Annotated in this window: 17 protein-coding genes; 9 read left to right on the forward strand and 8 right to left on the reverse strand. The window is 34.3% G+C overall.

What is annotated here, in order from left to right:
- Nucleotides 1-24: 24 nt before the first annotated feature.
- The 3 genes from mtnA to E6X37_RS02090 all read left to right on the forward strand — a co-directional run bounded on the left by mtnA (nucleotide 25) and on the right by E6X37_RS02090 (nucleotide 3942).
- Nucleotides 25-1089 carry an S-methyl-5-thioribose-1-phosphate isomerase gene (mtnA, locus tag E6X37_RS02080; RefSeq protein WP_156697551.1) on the forward strand — a complete coding sequence of 355 codons (1065 nt, stop codon included), beginning with the start codon at nucleotides 25-27 and terminating at the stop codon, nucleotides 1087-1089.
- Between the two features lie 199 nt (nucleotides 1090-1288).
- Nucleotides 1289-2533: an adenosylhomocysteinase gene (locus E6X37_RS02085; protein ID WP_008713939.1), complete on the forward strand. Its 1245-nt coding sequence runs from the start codon at nucleotides 1289-1291 to the stop codon at nucleotides 2531-2533.
- A gap of 119 nt (nucleotides 2534-2652) precedes the next feature.
- Nucleotides 2653-3942, forward strand: coding sequence for an amidohydrolase (locus tag E6X37_RS02090; protein ID WP_156697550.1), 1290 nt, complete (start codon nucleotides 2653-2655; stop codon nucleotides 3940-3942).
- 70 nt (nucleotides 3943-4012) lie between these two features.
- On the opposite strand, the gene E6X37_RS02095 is transcribed toward E6X37_RS02090, so the two are convergent.
- The gene (locus E6X37_RS02095; RefSeq protein WP_004697068.1) at nucleotides 4013-4762 is read right to left on the reverse strand and encodes a class I SAM-dependent methyltransferase; all 750 of its coding nucleotides are present in this window, start codon (nucleotides 4760-4762) and stop codon (nucleotides 4013-4015) included.
- A 149-nt stretch (nucleotides 4763-4911) separates the two neighbouring features.
- Between E6X37_RS02095 and E6X37_RS02100 the strand changes: the two genes are divergently transcribed.
- The 3 genes from E6X37_RS02100 to E6X37_RS02110 all read left to right on the forward strand — a co-directional run bounded on the left by E6X37_RS02100 (nucleotide 4912) and on the right by E6X37_RS02110 (nucleotide 7656).
- The gene (locus tag E6X37_RS02100; protein ID WP_156697549.1) at nucleotides 4912-5862 is read left to right on the forward strand and encodes a DUF1848 domain-containing protein; all 951 of its coding nucleotides are present in this window, start codon (nucleotides 4912-4914) and stop codon (nucleotides 5860-5862) included.
- Between the two features lie 140 nt (nucleotides 5863-6002).
- Nucleotides 6003-6911, forward strand: coding sequence for a haloacid dehalogenase-like hydrolase (locus tag E6X37_RS02105; RefSeq protein ID WP_156697548.1), 909 nt, complete (start codon nucleotides 6003-6005; stop codon nucleotides 6909-6911).
- Nucleotide 6912: 1 nt separating this feature from the next.
- Complete coding sequence (locus E6X37_RS02110) at nucleotides 6913-7656, forward strand: DUF4241 domain-containing protein (RefSeq protein ID WP_156697547.1); 744 nt, start codon at nucleotides 6913-6915, stop codon at nucleotides 7654-7656.
- A gap of 105 nt (nucleotides 7657-7761) precedes the next feature.
- On the opposite strand, the gene E6X37_RS02115 is transcribed toward E6X37_RS02110, so the two are convergent.
- Complete coding sequence (locus tag E6X37_RS02115) at nucleotides 7762-7911, reverse strand: hypothetical protein (RefSeq protein WP_004695850.1); 150 nt, start codon at nucleotides 7909-7911, stop codon at nucleotides 7762-7764.
- A 210-nt stretch (nucleotides 7912-8121) separates the two neighbouring features.
- Here E6X37_RS02115 and E6X37_RS02120 point away from each other — a divergent pair, with 210 nt between their 5' ends.
- Nucleotides 8122-9423 carry a hypothetical protein gene (locus tag E6X37_RS02120; RefSeq protein ID WP_316689415.1) on the forward strand — a complete coding sequence of 434 codons (1302 nt, stop codon included), beginning with the start codon at nucleotides 8122-8124 and terminating at the stop codon, nucleotides 9421-9423.
- Between the two features lie 181 nt (nucleotides 9424-9604).
- Here the strand turns inward: E6X37_RS02120 and E6X37_RS02125 are convergent, their stop codons facing one another.
- Nucleotides 9605-10222, reverse strand: coding sequence for a phosphatase PAP2 family protein (locus E6X37_RS02125; protein ID WP_316584085.1), 618 nt, complete (start codon nucleotides 10220-10222; stop codon nucleotides 9605-9607).
- Nucleotides 10223-10415: 193 nt separating this feature from the next.
- The gene (locus E6X37_RS02130) at nucleotides 10416-11762 is read right to left on the reverse strand and encodes a VanW family protein (protein ID WP_316584084.1); all 1347 of its coding nucleotides are present in this window, start codon (nucleotides 11760-11762) and stop codon (nucleotides 10416-10418) included.
- Nucleotides 11763-11868: 106 nt separating this feature from the next.
- Between E6X37_RS02130 and E6X37_RS02135 the strand changes: the two genes are divergently transcribed.
- Nucleotides 11869-12879: a site-specific integrase gene (locus tag E6X37_RS02135; RefSeq protein ID WP_287517686.1), complete on the forward strand. Its 1011-nt coding sequence runs from the start codon at nucleotides 11869-11871 to the stop codon at nucleotides 12877-12879.
- Between the two features lie 123 nt (nucleotides 12880-13002).
- Here E6X37_RS02135 and E6X37_RS02140 read toward each other — a convergent pair whose 3' ends face one another.
- Nucleotides 13003-13314 carry a LysM peptidoglycan-binding domain-containing protein gene (locus tag E6X37_RS02140; RefSeq protein WP_287517688.1) on the reverse strand — a complete coding sequence of 104 codons (312 nt, stop codon included), beginning with the start codon at nucleotides 13312-13314 and terminating at the stop codon, nucleotides 13003-13005.
- 253 nt (nucleotides 13315-13567) lie between these two features.
- On the opposite strand from E6X37_RS02140, the gene lexA reads away from it, so the two are divergent.
- The gene (gene lexA, locus E6X37_RS02145) at nucleotides 13568-14239 is read left to right on the forward strand and encodes a transcriptional repressor LexA (RefSeq protein ID WP_287517691.1); all 672 of its coding nucleotides are present in this window, start codon (nucleotides 13568-13570) and stop codon (nucleotides 14237-14239) included.
- A gap of 57 nt (nucleotides 14240-14296) precedes the next feature.
- On the opposite strand, the gene E6X37_RS02150 is transcribed toward lexA, so the two are convergent.
- The 3 genes from E6X37_RS02150 to panD form a co-directional block, all read right to left on the reverse strand.
- Nucleotides 14297-15232: a bile acid:sodium symporter family protein gene (locus E6X37_RS02150; protein ID WP_287517694.1), complete on the reverse strand. Its 936-nt coding sequence runs from the start codon at nucleotides 15230-15232 to the stop codon at nucleotides 14297-14299.
- A gap of 11 nt (nucleotides 15233-15243) precedes the next feature.
- Nucleotides 15244-16086, reverse strand: a complete 843-nt coding sequence (gene panC / locus E6X37_RS02155; protein WP_077708421.1) for a pantoate--beta-alanine ligase — start codon at nucleotides 16084-16086, stop codon at nucleotides 15244-15246.
- 70 nt (nucleotides 16087-16156) lie between these two features.
- Nucleotides 16157-16549 carry an aspartate 1-decarboxylase gene (gene panD, locus E6X37_RS02160; RefSeq protein ID WP_004695834.1) on the reverse strand — a complete coding sequence of 131 codons (393 nt, stop codon included), beginning with the start codon at nucleotides 16547-16549 and terminating at the stop codon, nucleotides 16157-16159.
- Between the last annotated feature and the right edge of the window lie 83 nt (nucleotides 16550-16632).

The following is a 16632-nucleotide window of genomic DNA, read 5'->3' on the forward strand; positions in this document are numbered from 1 at the left end:
CAATAGTTCATCGAAGGAGAAGTTATGATTAATATTGAATGGCGTAAAGATACGCTGGTACTATTAGATCAAACTAAATTGCCTACTGAAATTACATACGTTCACTGTACAGATTGGCGCCAAGTGGCCGAAGCTATTAAAATGCTTCGCGTTCGTGGCGCACCTGCTATTGGCGTAGCTGCTAGTTATGGTCTCATTTTAGCTGCTATGGAAGCAGGACGTTTAGAGGCGCCATTTAGTGAACAACTTACAAGCTTATATGAGTTTAGTGAGATCTTAAAAGAAACTCGCCCTACGGCAATCAACTTAGCTTGGGCTGTAGATCGTGTAATTTCTCTTGTGAAAACTAATGTTGACAGTATGTCCTCAATGAGTGAAGTAGTAGACCTCATTACAAAAGAGGCTATTATCATTCACGAAGAAGATGTGTCTTTGAATAGACGTATGGCCGAAGCAGGTTCTACATTATTTGAAGGTAAAAAGAATATTCGCATCTTAACTCATTGTAATGCGGGTGCACTAGCTACAGGTGGTCTAGGAACAGCACTTGGTGTTGTTCGTAAATTACATGAAAATGGACAACTGGAACGCGTGTATGCTGATGAAACACGTCCATTATTACAAGGTGCTCGACTTACAGCCTTTGAACTTCACGAGGATGGTATTCCTATTACTCTTGAAACAGATAATATGGCCGCCTATGCGATGCAACATGGGTTAATTGATGCTGTTATCGTCGGTGCTGACCGCATCACTACAAAAGGGGATGTAGCCAATAAGATTGGTACCTATGGTGTGGCTGTACTAGCTAAATTCCACAATATTCCGTTTTATGTAGCCGCTCCTTATAGTACATTTGACTTTACTCTGGAAAATGGTGGAGATATTCCTATTGAGATGCGCAATGATGATGAAGTAACAGCTTTACACGGTGTTCAAATAGCCCCTAGTGGTATTGGTGTACTTAATCCTGCATTCGATGTAACACCTCATGAACTTGTAACAGCGATTATCACCGAAGAGGGAGTATTGACTCCAAATTATGAAGAGTCAATTGGTAAGCTACGCCAGATTGTAGAATCTAAATAATTTATGATTTTAATAATGTAGCTTATTAAGAAGCATTCGATATATAAGTAATTTATTATCTATATAAGCAATATATTATCTATATAAGTAAGTATCTATAACGATATTAACAAAATTATATAGTATCAATAAATCTAAGTAGATTTACTATCAACTATTTATTCTATTGTATCTACTTGTATGAGTAAAAGGAGATATTATGCAATCTTTAATTAGAGACATAAATTTAGCAACAGAAGGTCGCAAAAAAATTGATTGGGTTTCTAACTTTATGCCTACATTAAACACATTAGGTGACCGTTTTGAAGCAGAACAAACTTTCAAAGGCCAAACAATTGTTGTTAGTGTTCACTTGGAAGCAAAAACAGCATACCTTGCGACTGTATTAAAACGCGGTGGTGCAGATGTAATTGTAACGGGCTCCAATCCGTTGTCTACACAAGACGATGTAGCTGCAGGTCTTGTAGATATGGGCATTACTGTATATGCTTGGTACGATTGTACTGATGAAGAATATTTTAACTTCCTCCATAAAGCACTTGATCATAAACCACATATTATCATTGATGATGGTGGTGATTTAGTAAATCTATTGCATACTACACGTCAAGATGCAAAAGAACGTTTGTTAGGGGGGAGTGAAGAAACCACAACAGGTGTACATCGTTTATATGCATTAGAGAACGCTAAACAATTAACATTCCCTATGATTGCTGTAAATGACTCTTACTGTAAATATCTTTTCGATAATCGCTATGGTACAGGTCAGTCCGTTTGGGATGGTATCATGCGCACTACGAACTTGACTGTAACAGGCAAGAACGTTGTTGTTGCTGGTTATGGCTGGTGTGGTAAAGGCGTTGCGATGCGCGCAAAAGGCCTTGGTGCACACGTATATGTAACTGAAGTAGATCCAATTAAAGCTATAGAGGCTGTATTTGATGGTTTCAAGGTATTGCCTATGATTGAAGCCGCTAAGGTTGGCGATATCTTCTGTACTGTAACAGGTTGTAAAGATGTTATTGTAAAAGAACATTACAAAGTGATGAAAGATAAAGCTATCTTATGTAATGCTGGTCACTTTGACTGCGAAGTGAATGTTTCTGATCTTACTGAACTTGCTATAAGCCACGAAAGGGTTCGCCAAAACATCGAAGGCTATACTATGTCTGATGGTCGTAAACTCTATGTATTGGCTGAAGGCCGTCTAGTAAACCTTGCAGCTGGCGATGGTCACCCTGCAGAAATTATGGACTTGTCATTTGCTATGCAAGCCCTTGCTGCAGAGTATATCTTGAAAAACGGTAAAGAAATGGATCCAAAAGTATACGTATTGCCTCATGAATTAGATGTGGAAATCGCTAAACTTAAATTGAACTCCATGGGCTATGATTTAGATTCTTTAACACAAGAACAAATCGATTATCTAACAAAAGTAAACTAATACTGTATTGAAATATAATAGTTTCTGTAATACATTTTGTATCTAAACTATTACTAGCTTTCAAATTAAACAAATATAACCGAGCTATCATGGCTCGGTTATACCTATGAGGGAAGACTATGTCTGAATTATTGATTACTCATGTAGACGTCCTCACCGATGAGGGGGTTTTAAAAAATCATGCCATTGAAATTAATAATGGTTATATTACAGCTATTTTAAACGATAGAGAAGCTGAAAAGGTAAAAGACTCTGCTAAGGAAGTACTAGACGGTAAAGGTCAATTGGCTACGCCAGGTCTTGTAAATACACATACTCATATTGCGATGGGTCTATTTAGAAACTATGCAGATGATCTTGAGCTTATGGAATGGCTTGAAACGGCTATTTGGCCAACAGAAGCAAAATTAAATGACGATTATGTACGGTACGGCACACAACTCGGTATTGCTGAAATGTTGCGCACTGGCACCACTACATTTAGCGACATGTATTTCTTTATGAATACTACTGCTGAGGTGGTAAAAGAAACAGGTATTCGCTCTGTATTGTCACGTGGCTTAGCCGGTGTATCCCCAACAGCAGATCAAGCATTAGTTGAAAATGCTGACTTATTCCGCACTTGGAACGGCTTTGATAATGACCGCATCAAAGTATTGCTTGGACCACATGCACCATATACTTGCCCTGATGATTATATGGAAAAGGTGATTGCCTTATCTCATGAATTAAATTGTGGTATTCATATGCACTTGTCCGAAACAAAAGGAGAAGTGGAGAATGTTATGAAAGCTACTGGTAAGACACCAATTGCGCATATGCATGATTTAGGTTTATTCTGGAATACTACCTTAGCCGCACACTGCGTTCATGTGACAGACGAAGATATGGCTATTATGGCTGAAAATAATGTAGCCGTAGCTCATAACCCACAATCTAATTTAAAATTAGCTAGCGGTATTGCACCAGTACCTGAAATGATTGCCAAAGGTATTACGGTTGGTCTTGGTACAGATGGCTCCGCTTCTAATAATAATGCTGATATGCTTGAAGAAGTACGTCTTGCAGCAACATTACATAAAGCACGTCTTTATGATCCAAAGGCTATTCCTGCTCAAGCCGCATGGAACATGGGCACTGTAGAAGGTGCAAAAGCACTTGGCTATAGAGACCTTGGTGTATTAGCGAAAGGCTATCGTGCAGATATCGTGTTATATGACGTATCTGGTATGCACTGGATGCCTCGATACAACGATTTAGCGGCACTTGTATACTCTGCAAATAGTTCTGATGTAAACACTATAATTGTAGGTGGCAAAGTTCTTATGAAAGACAAAGAATTGCTTACAATTGATGAAGAAAAACTACGGGCAGAGATTGATAAAGCTCAGGTATATTTTAGTAATTAGCAGTTAATCTAAACACAAAACCCACTCATGATAATCATAGAGTGGGTTTTGTGTTATATATTATATAGATTTATTTAATTGCTTTCACCAAGAACATGGGTACAGGAATATAAAACTCGTCTTCCTCATTGTAAATACGCGGACCTACAGTTAGATCAATGGTAACAGAACTAGCACCTAATTTAGTAAGTAGTTCTTTATCCCATTGAGGTCGTGTATAAGACGAAATGTCGAGCATATGATAAATGGTATGACACCGTTCTTTTAATTCGTTGCTTACATGTTCATGGGCATGATGAACAGATTGTGGTACATTATGATGATTACGAGCATGTTCCGCATCATAGTTTAAAATCAAACCGCCTGGGCGAATGACGCGAAACCATTCGGCATAGGCTTTGTCAGGATGGGGTAAATTCCACGTTACATTTCTGGCCACAACGATATCAAAGGTATTAGTATCAAATCCTAGATTCTCTGCATCCATCACAGAAAAGGTTGCATCACAATCGAGGGACTCTGCTAGTTGATTTGCCTCATCTATCATATTAGGTGTAATATCAATGCCATGCACTGTATGACCAAGCTGAGATAGTATAATACTAAAAAAGCCGGCTCCACATCCAATATCCAATATTCGTAAAGATCTATCAGAATCAAATATATGACAAGTTAATTCTTCTCTCCATAATTTTAGTTTGGGACTTTCTAATTCTTTTGCACGTAAAGCGCCAAAATCGTGAGATCGATCTGCCCAATAGGCTGTAATAAATTCTTTATCATCCTTCATAGGATGGTTGCGTTCAAAAGTATCATTCATAATTTAGTTCTCCTCATATTCTATAGTATGTATAGTACCATAAAATAATAATGAACTATACAGCAAAAATCACATTAACTCCATAAATACTTACTATTAGATATGATATAATACTCCTATGTTTTTATTTTACTGAAAGGGCAGGGGCTATGATATTACAGACTGGGCAACGTACAGATATTCCTGCTTTTTATGGGCAATGGCTAATCAATCGTATACGTGAAGGTTTTGTAGATGTTCGTAACCCTTATAATCCCCTACAGGTTCCCCTACAGGTGACACGGTATCCAATTAATCAAGAAGTGGTAGATGGTATTGCATTCTGTACAAAGAATCCTTTACCGTTTATTCCACTACTAAATGAAATTGTTGATTACAGACAATACTGGCATATGACTATAACGCCTTATGGAACTGATATTGAACCCTACGTGCCAACTTATGTGTCTGTTATAGAAGGATTTAAACATATTTCTAAACAGCTTAATTCTCAATCTATGGTGTGGCGCTATGATCCTATCATTTTAACTAATGAATATACCGTTGATTTTCATTGTGAAAGCTTTTACAAAATGGCTCAAGCCCTTAAAGGTTATACAGATACAGTTGTTGTTAGCTTTTTAGATATATTGGATAAGGTGGCTCAGAATTTTCCAGAAGGATATAGACCAAGTTTAGATGTTCAAACTAAGATCATTAAAGAATTTGTTTCCATAGCTCATTCCAATCATATGAATCTTAAAACCTGTGGAGAAGGGGATATCTTTAAAGAGCTTGGTGCTTATACAGAGGGGTGTTTAACCTTAGATTGTTATGAAAGGGCCTGGAATATAAAATTAAAAGTACCTAAACGCGCGCCAGCACGACCAGAATGTAATTGTTATTTACATAGTGATATTGGTGCCTACGATAGCTGTAGCCACTTTTGTCGATATTGTTATGCCAATACTAATCAAGCGGCAGTTCGATATAATCGTTTACATCATTACCCAAATTCTAGCTTACTGATTGGAAAACTTTCAAAAAGAGAAATTATCAAAGAAAGTACGGAAAAGAGCTGGATTGTAAAAGAAACTGTAACACAAGATAGCTTATTTTAGAGAGAATTACGAGGAATTACTAAATTAAATGAATTGACTTATCGTGTAAAATAGATACCAAAGGGGTTGTCAAGCAGGTATCTCAGGAATATAAGAGAGTGTAAATGTATTTTGGGTTTAATTTAAAAGGAGGTGCATTTATGATAACGTATAAGAAAGATAGTAAAGATAATTTACAATCATCTGACTCATCTATGCCCGTGTTAGCAATGTGTTACGACTTTGATAAGACATTAACCCCTAACGATATGCAGGCACAAGGATTCATTCAATCGGTAGGCTATAACGAAGAGCAAATCAAACAATTTTGGTATGAATCAAATCAATTGGCTAAAAAACATGATATGGATAATAACTTAGCCTATATGTACAAAATGATTCAAGAAGCAGTAGGCCATTTCTATGTAACAAAAGATAAGCTCATGGAATACGGCAATCAGGTAGAATTATACGAAGGGGTACGGACTTGGTTTGAACGCATTCGTCAATATGGCTTAGAACAAGGCGTTAAGATTGAACATTATATTATTTCGTCTGGCTTAAAAGAAATGATCGAAGGCACTGAAATGGCAAAAGAGGGGGCTTTCACCAAAATCTATGCCAGTGCATTTATGTTCGATGACAAAGGTGTAGCTGTTTGGCCTGCACAAGCCATTAACTATACGAATAAGACACAATTTTTGTTCCGTATTCAAAAAGGAATTCTCGATATTAATGATACTGGTGTTAATGATTACATTAAGCCTGAAAATCAACGTGTGCCGTTCCGTAACATGATTTATATTGGGGATAGCGATACAGATATTCCTTGTATGAGTCTTGTGAACGCTAATGGGGGGCATTCTATAGGTGTATATGATCCATTTAAGAAGGATAAAGAAAAGGTATATAAGATGATGCGTCATCATCGTATCCGTTATTATGCACCTGCAGACTATTCTAATGGTTCAAAACTAGATATCTTAGTGAAGCAAATTATTCGTAAAACCGCAGCCTATGAAGTATTAGAAGGCGAATATATTCATTGTAAATACGAAGCCGAGGAGTAATATGGAACAATCTAAATTAACTAGCGAATGGATTCAAACCTTTAACCGATTAGGTTCTGAAGGTAAATTAAAACCTACCGTACCATATCACGATTTATTTAACCGAAAAGAGTTAAAAGGATTTCCGTTACACACATTACCTATGTGGACGGTAAATTTTCCAACAGGTTATATTACGTGTTGTGATCCTCTAGTAACATTACCAAGCAAACCAGATACATATCTTAGACAGGTAACACCAGGTACGTATTTGTTAGAGACTAAGATAATCGAAATGGAACCAAATGAATATCGTTATGTAGCTAGTCGAGTTGTTTTTAGTGGCAATGAACCTGTATACTATGAATTAGCATTAAAAGGAACTGAAGACTTAACCGATTTAGATGATGGAGATACCTATATTGGATTTCCTGTAGATTCAGGTTTAGCTACAATTATAGATGCACAAACAATTGAAACATATAATAAGTTTTATGAACAATGGCATATAAACTACCCTGAAAAAAATATCTACGATGACTATTATAGTGATTTATTCCAATTAAATGCTATGGCATATCCACAATACCAACGTTCCAAAGGAGATTGGATTAACTTCACAATTCCTGATACAGAATTGACTGTACCGATGATTCAATCTGGATTTGGCGATGGTTTATATCCAGTATACTGGGCATTTGATAAAGATGGTCAGATCTGCCAAATTATTATGGAATACATTGATTGCAGTGAAGCATATGAATAATATACTGGGTGTAGTTAAGGAACTAATTTTATAAATCAAAAAATATAAAAATAAGACGCTTAGATAACTAAGCGCCTATTAATATGTTCATATTCATCTGAGAAATTAGATACCAAAAACCCAGTTAACTAACACGCGAATAATACTTAAACCAACAACCATTTCAGCAAGAAATCTTAAAGAACTCTCCATGCCATTTCCTAAATGTTTTAAACCGCCAATTTTGGCTTTACTTACAATATCACACCAGCACATAAAATTCCTCCATAAGAGTATGAGTAAATTAGATAATTTATATTACTATTTTACAATCTAATTCTAAAAAATTCAATATAAATTTTATGTAATAATAATACTTTATTGGCATATAGAATAATTAAGAATATGAAAAGTATAGTTTATTTAAAGAATATAAATATGTTAATATGAAATCAACTATTGATGTGTTGTGTAATGGAGTGCTTTATGAGAAAGTTTATATTAAGCTTTGCAATAGCATTGGTTTCATGTAATATAATAGCTGCAAAAGAATATATTACATTAGAATCCCAAACTGGCAATACCATTGTTGATGAAAAAGGACAATGGATATTGGGCCCATATGATAACTTACATGTGGAGTATATAAAAGGATATAATAATAACTATGTATATGGATCATTTTATGAAAATGGTCAAAAACGATATGTAAATTTAGTTGAACTAGCCTATTTACCAGTAGGGTATGAATATGAGTTCTATTATAAATTTGCTAAAGCTTTCACTAATGGGGGCTTTAAATTATTAAACTTAGATGGTACATATGCTATTAATGATGTGATTACTGATTATGATGATTTAAGTGATACTATAATATTAGGTAAAAAAGGAGAATATTGGTATGTATATAATAGAGTAAGCGGCAATCCAATTATTGATAGTCCTATTAGAAGTATCAAAGAGAGTATTACCAAATATTGGTCTAGAAAAGATAAAAAATATCTTTATAAATTATATACTATAGATGATTATACAAAATATCTTACAGAAAATGGTGTTTTACTTAGTGTTGATGAAGCTATAGACCTTATTAACAGAAATGATTATATAGAAATACGTAATAATGATGGTGCGGGAGGTGATTCATATTCTGATGAGAATTTTTATAGTAGAGCTCCATCAGATGTTTATGATTTATTTTCAGAAGTAGATGATAAAGGTAATACTTTATATGGTATGAAGACAAAGGATAATATAATCGTTATTCCTCCTAAATATAAATCTATAAAACATTTAGGTAAAGAGTTTAAGTACTTTGTTGTGACTGATAAAAATAATAGGTATGGTATAGTAGACTCATTAGATCAAACTATAGTTGCTACGAATAACTATTCTTATGAAAGATTAAGTGATCGTAGCTTTATTTTGAAAGATTCATATGGTAATAGTATTTTTAATGCTAGTTCAGGTGTATTTTATGCTGATGTTTTTGATAGTATAGATACATCAAAGCCTAATTATGTATTAAATAAAGTTACTACAGCAACTTATGATAAAATAAAATATGTAATTGATACAAACTCAGGTTATAAATTATTTAAATTACCACATTATGATGACGATATAACATCATTTTATAAAGCTTTATTTGTTTATAAATCTAAAGGGAAATATGGCCTAATGGATTATAACGGTAATATAATTATTGAACCTAAGTTTGATAAAGTTACTATTGATGAACCTGAGTTAGCGGAATATATAAAAGAAATAAATTCATATGATAAATAATTAATTTTTTACTGATTATTTTGATTAACTAAAATAAACTAGCTTATAGACTTATAGGCTAGTTTTTGTTTTTAACATAAATTACTTCCGATAACGATATATTATCGGAAGTAATTTGTATAAGAAATTGGGCCTAAATGGCCCAATCCGTTGTGTTATCAAGTTTTTTTCTTATTTTCGCTTATTTACGTTTAAATGTATATGGTTCGTATTCTACATCATTATGACGGTTAGTCCACCAGTTCCAGCCAATTCTTGCTAATTTCCAAGCAATAAATCCTACTATGATCCCTAATACTAGACCTGTTAATACATCTGTTGGATAATGCACAAATAAGTATATTCTAGAGAATGCTACTACTATTGACCCTAACAATGCTAAAATCCCTAAATATCGCTTCTGAGGCGCTATTTGAGTTAAGCCTAGGTAAATAGTCATGGCTGATGCGAATGAACCAAAGCTATGACCTGATGGGAATGAATAGCTTGTAGCTTTTGGTAGTGCAGATTCCAACGGTACCGTTACATTTGGAAAATCAACAAATGGTCTTAATCTAGCTACATTTGGTTTTAAACCTTGGTCGCCAATTATAAAAACAAATCCTAAAGCAATAATAATTGCCACGCCTAAAACACGATATTTTTTTTGTAGCATTAATAATAAAGCTATTATAATCCATAATGCGCCATTACTTGTAATTTTTGAAATAAATGCCATAATTGGTGTTAAAAAACTATATACAAAATGTTCATGTACATAGAAAATTAAAGAGTGATCAAATTGTAAAATTGTGTCCATAAATTCCTCTTCTAGTCTACTTTTTCCTAAATGATAATTATTGAGAATGTCTTATTATGCTTTTTATTTTAATAATTAATCTATACTAATTTATTTACGTATATAATAATTTCTCATTTACAGCCCAAATAATAGCCTAAACTATTTATATTTAATGGTCAATAGTTTAGGCTATATTTCATAAAAGCTATAGTTATGATTTCTTTTTATCTGTTTTCTTAGGTGGCGCTTCAGGTGTTGCAGGCGTTGTAATAATTGTATCTACAGGGTCATATATAGACTCAAAGGAATCAGTTTGAGTAACCCAGTTACCATATGTAATGGTTCTATACGTATTCATTTTTAAGCCTACATGGCCCTCTTGTACCTCTTTTTCTTTTAAAGATGGATCTACCTTAGTTATTGTTTTATTTGGAATCTCACCATAATCGCCTACAGAGATAGATACATTTTTTGGTTTATCTTCAGCTGTACCTATAATGTAAATAGTTAACGTACCATTATTCATAACACTTAAGATATAAATAGAATGTTGGTACGGATTTCTAAACTTAAAGTCTAAATAGCCCCAAGCTACCGTAGCATCTCTACCAGCTTGAATGTATCCAACTGGTTCAAAGTGAGGTGTACGTTCAATAATATTCATGCCAGATAATAAAGCTGTATTGAATATAGTGGAACTTACTTGGCAAATACCACCACCAATACCAGGAACTAATTTGCCATCAATCATAACGGGCGCATCATCATAGCCAGCTTCTGCAGTACGTTCTCCTACAACATCGTTAAAGGAGAATTGTGCGCCGGGCTTAATGAGTGTACCATTTATCTTATCAGAGGCTAATTGGATATTATGTGTTCTGCTTTCATTACTTGGATTATACTCCGTTGTGAAAGATGCTAATACAGTATTTAAAGGTTTTAGATCAGTATCGGTAACTTTTACCGTATTCTGCGTAGTAAATACCATAGAAAGAGAATTTATACTATCGCTAATCTGTAGATCATCTTTTAGCTTTTTCAAGGTAGCATCGATATCAATACGTTTGCCTTTTTTTGACGGATGTATTACTACTTGTCCATTTTCAACAGTAAGATAGGCATCATGACCAGGTGTATCTATTCTTTTTGCTAACTCAGTGAGATATGTTTTACCCTTTACTTCGTCTAACTTATATTGTGGTTTAAAATGATGACCATAAAATAAACCATTAAATCTATGTGACAATACTGTCCACATATCATCCTCATAGCCGTATGCGGAAATAGCTTTTACCATAGCCTCTGTATCGAATTGAATACCTAAATCATGATATGTGGCTTGCTGTTTTTTATTATTTCCCATATCGATAGATATAGTCTGAGGTATCTTATCATTCACCTCTTGTAAACGTGCTTGTAATTCGTTCTTTGGTGTATTTGATAGATCTGTATCATTATAATATACACCATAAGAAATATTTTCTGTTGGAATGTATGAGCAACCACTTGTACCCAAAAGAACAAGTACTGTTCCTACTAATATATATTTCTTCGTCATGTATTCGTAAACGCTCCCGAATAAGTTATTATATTCTCTAATTATAGCATATAAAGATCTAATCTATGGTACAATTATATTGATATTTTATGGGTAAGGGTGAATTATGTCAGAGTCTAAGAAACAACAAAAGCATTTTTATTTGCGCAATAATGATGCGCTTATGAATAGTACAAAGTTGTCTATGAAAGCAAAACAAAGCATATTGTTATCTAAGGCTGAGAATACTGTTGATGCTTACGAATCGGATTGGGACGATTTCGTAGAATGGTGTACTTATCAAAAGGTATCTTATTTTCCAGCTACACCAGAAACAATAGTAAATTATATTAACGATCTAGCAGATTATGCAAAGGCAAATACAATTTCACGGCGTATTAGTGCTATATCTGAAAATTTTAATGCTTCTGGCCAAAGAGATAATCCATGTATGGCTCCTATCGTTAAACAGGCCTTACGTGGTATTAGACGATTAAAAGGAACATTCCAACAAGGGAAAACCCCAGTTTTGTTAGAAGATATTGAAGATATTATAGACTGTATGACTAAGCTAGATGTGCCGGAACTTCAATTATTGCGCGATAAAGCTATTCTTTTGATTGGCTTTATGGGTGCTTTCCGGCGCAGTGAGATTGCAGCTATTACAGTAGAAAATCTTCAATTTTCACCACAAGGTGTTGAAATCTTTGTAGCATCCTCTAAGGCCGATCAAGAAGGTCAAGGTGCAGTGGTAGCTATCCCACATTTATCTGGTTCTCCGTTAGATGCAGTACGAGCCTTACAACAATGGTTACGTGCTTCTGGTATTACTGAGGGACCTGTATTTAGAGGGTTTACAAAAAATATGTCTTTACGTAAAACAGCTATATCCGATAAGATGATTGCAGAAATCGTAAAAAAATATATTTCTCTTATTGGTCTAGATCCGACTATGTATGGCGCTCATAGTTTACGTCATGGCTTTGCAACGACTGCAGCAGCTTATGGTGTTGAGGAGCGTAATATTATGCGACAAACACGTCATCATAGTGTAAATATGGTTCGTCGTTATATCAATGAAGCAAATAAGTTTGTAGATAATCCTATCTCTACAATTTTTGAAAAGCGATTTAGATAACAATCATAAATCAGTTGATTTAGACAATAACTATAAATCGTTTAATAACATACATTAGATAACAAAAAGCAGCTATCTCTGTTAGAGTAGCTGCTTTTTTGCGTGGGATTAACCCATATATATTTAGTTTTGAGCCATATAGTCCAAAGCTCTAACTGGACTATTAGATTTATTTGCTGGTACTTTCAAAACGGTACCAGGTACAAGCGCTCCGGAATCACTAATATTGTTAAGTTCCTTCATAGCATATACCATTTCACGAACATCCATATCTTTATGAGCTGTACGTGCTGCAATATCCCACATTGTATCGCCTGCTTGAACCTTTACTTCACGTACATTATTATGTGTATTTACCTCTGTTACAGAATTTGACATATTATAACCCAATAATACTGTTAAACACATTCCTAACATCATCAATATATTTTTCATCTCATACCTCACATTTACATCGAACATAATATCTGAGAACATTTGTTTGTTTACATGTTTATAATAGCACACGAACGAATGTTCGGTCAAGTGTTTAAGAACAAATGTTTGCAAAAACTTTCAAAATTTCCTATAATAGGTATATAAGTTAAGTAAATATCTTATATTTTTATTATATAGTACGTTATGTGGTAATTTTTACGCATAGATATATTTACATTTTTTGACATTAGATTGACTTTGGAGGTTTATCGTGAGACGCCCTGCTACAGATATTAATACAAAACAGCGCCGTATATTAGACTTTATAAAAGATTCATTACATAATGAATATCGTTGTCCTACAGTTCGTGAAATCTGTACACATGTAGGGCTAAGTTCCACTTCTACTGTTCAATCTCATTTGAATGCGCTAGAAAAATTTGGCTATATTAAACGTGATCCAAATAAAAATCGTGCTATTACCGTTTTAGAAGATACTAAACCTTCTATCTCAGTAACTGGTAATGAAACGTCTAGCTCTGATAACTTTGAGTTTTTAGGGGCTGGACTTAAACAAGTACCTCTTATCGGCACTGTACAAGCAGGTATGCCTATTACTGCAGTAGAAAACCTAGAGTCCACGCTTACATTGCCAGTTCAATTGACTGGCGATTCTGACTGTTTTTTATTACGTGTTCAAGGCGAATCTATGATGAATATCGGTATGTATGAAGGTGATATGCTCATCGTACGCCATCAAAATACAGCAAATAATGGCGATGTAGTTGTAGCACGCATTGATGATGAGGCTACCGTAAAACGTTTTTATAAAGAAAATGGTCATATTCGTTTACAACCTGAAAATGATGATTTTGCTCCAATCATTGTAGATGATTGTCATATTGAGGGTCTCGTAATCGGTCTTGTACGAGATAGAATATAAACAAAAAAACGGCAACATATTGTTGCCGTTTTTTTGTTGCATGTATAAAGTTTATTTTTAATGTAAACTATTTTCTCTCCGTAGAGTAGCAAAAATAGCACCTGATATATTATGCCATACACTAAAAATAGCCCCTACCAGCGTTGCTAATGGATTTAATGCAAAATTTGTTGCTGCCAATGTTACGGCTAAACCACTATTTTGCATTCCTACCTCTATTGCTAGCGCTGTAGTTTTATCATATCTTAATTTAAGCAGTGCTCCTACACCTAATCCTAATAGTAGACCTAGTATATTATGTATACCAACAACAATAAGTGTTTCAAGCCCAGAAATCAATAGTTTCTCTTTGTTAATAGCAATAATGGCTGCTATTAACAGTATAATAGCTATCATTGAGAAGATAGGACTAATACTAGTTAAAGTATTAATATGTGATTTACATACATATTGGATTACTGCACCCAATAAGATTGGCACAATAATAACTTTTACCATAGTAATCATCATAGGTAGTACTTGAACATCTACCCATGCGCCACCGATATATAGGATTAATAATGGTGTAACTATGGGAGCTATTAATGTTGAAGTAATTGTCATTCCTACAGATAAAGGGACATCACCATTGGCAATATAGGTTATAACATTACTGGCTGTTCCACCAGGACAACAACCTACTAATATAACACCAATAACAATATCCGGTGATAAGGTAAATATATGGCAAATTCCCCAAGCTAATAGAGGCATTATTGTATATTGTGCAAGTACACCAATACAAATATCTTTTGGATGCCTAAGGATACTACATAAGCTTTCAAACTTAATAGTAAGCCCCATGCCAAACATGGCTATACCAAGTAAGAATGGTGTATAAGCGATTGCCCAAGTAAAGTATTCTGGTACTATATAGGCAATACATGAAAAGCCTAGGATTATAAAAATTAAGTATTTGGAAAGGACGTTGTTGAGTGTAAGTAAATGATTCATAACTTCTCTCCTTAATTTGGATCGTATGAGAAGTTATCGATAAGTCGTGTAGAACCAATATATATAGCCATAGCCACTAATACTGGGGCAGTAACCTCTTGTACAGGTTGCATAGTCTTAGCATCAACAACTGAAATATAATCTATTTTAGCAAGCGGTTCGGTTTGTATTGTGTCTGTCATAGTATCAATGATACATTTAGCAGGACACCCATATTGTATAGTTTGTTTTCCCAATTGAATAGCTTTATACAATATGGTTGCAGCTTTCCGTTCTTCACTAGACAAATATGTATTACGAGAAGATTTTGCTAAACCATCTTTTTCACGAACAATGGGAACACCAATAATATTGACAGGAAAATTTAAATCAAAGACCATTTTACGTATAATGGCTAATTGCTGTGCATCTTTTTCACCAAAATACGCATTTGTTGGTTGAGTAATATTAAAGAATTTTGCCACCACAGTGCAAACGCCTTTAAAGTGAATTGGTCTGCGAATACCACACAATGTATCAGATAAATCCGCAATGTTTACAAATGCCTTTTTATCTTGGTACATTTCCTCCGGATTTGGAGAAAAAATAAGATCGACACCATGTGATTCACATAACTTTTTATCGCTATTAATATCACGCGGGTAAGTACTTAAGTCTTCATTTTCTCCAAATTGAATAGGATTTACAAATATAGAGACAATGACCTTATCGTTATTTTTTCTAGCTTGATCTATTAATGCAGCATGTCCTTCATGTAAGAATCCCATGGTTGGTACAAAACCAATTGTGTAACCTTCTTTTCTCCAGCTATTTACTGTATTCCGTACATTTTCGATAGTTGTTATAAATTCCATTATATTCCTCCGTTATATTGTAAATACGAAGATAGTCCTATACAGTCTACTGTAATTCGATCAATGACAATTATTTTTGATCAACTAATAAACCATGTTTCTCATAGTTTTTTATATGACTTATCTTATTATTGTTATCTACAAATACAACGAGAGGATTATGGCTCTCAACTTCGCTTTCATCAAGCTGTGCATAACACATGATAATTATCTTATCATGTACTTGTACATGTCGTGCAGCAGCACCATTTAAACATATAACACCACTACCTGCTTCTCCGGCAATAGTATATGTACTAAAACGTGCTCCATTATTAATATTTACAATTTGAACTTGTTCATATTCTCGTATTCCGGATGCATTCAATAAATCTGTATCAATTGTAATGCTCCCTACATAATCAAGCTCTGCTTGTGTCACAGTAGCCCTGTGAATTTTACCTTTTAACATTGTTAGTATCATGCTAAACTCCTTGTGTTTTAAATGTACCCGCCATATTGGTCGGTTCGAACTTTCACAATTTGTCTGTTTATCATGAATTAACA

Source organism: Veillonella parvula (genome assembly GCF_032550495.1).
GTDB lineage: Bacteria > Bacillota > Negativicutes > Veillonellales > Veillonellaceae > Veillonella > Veillonella parvula_G.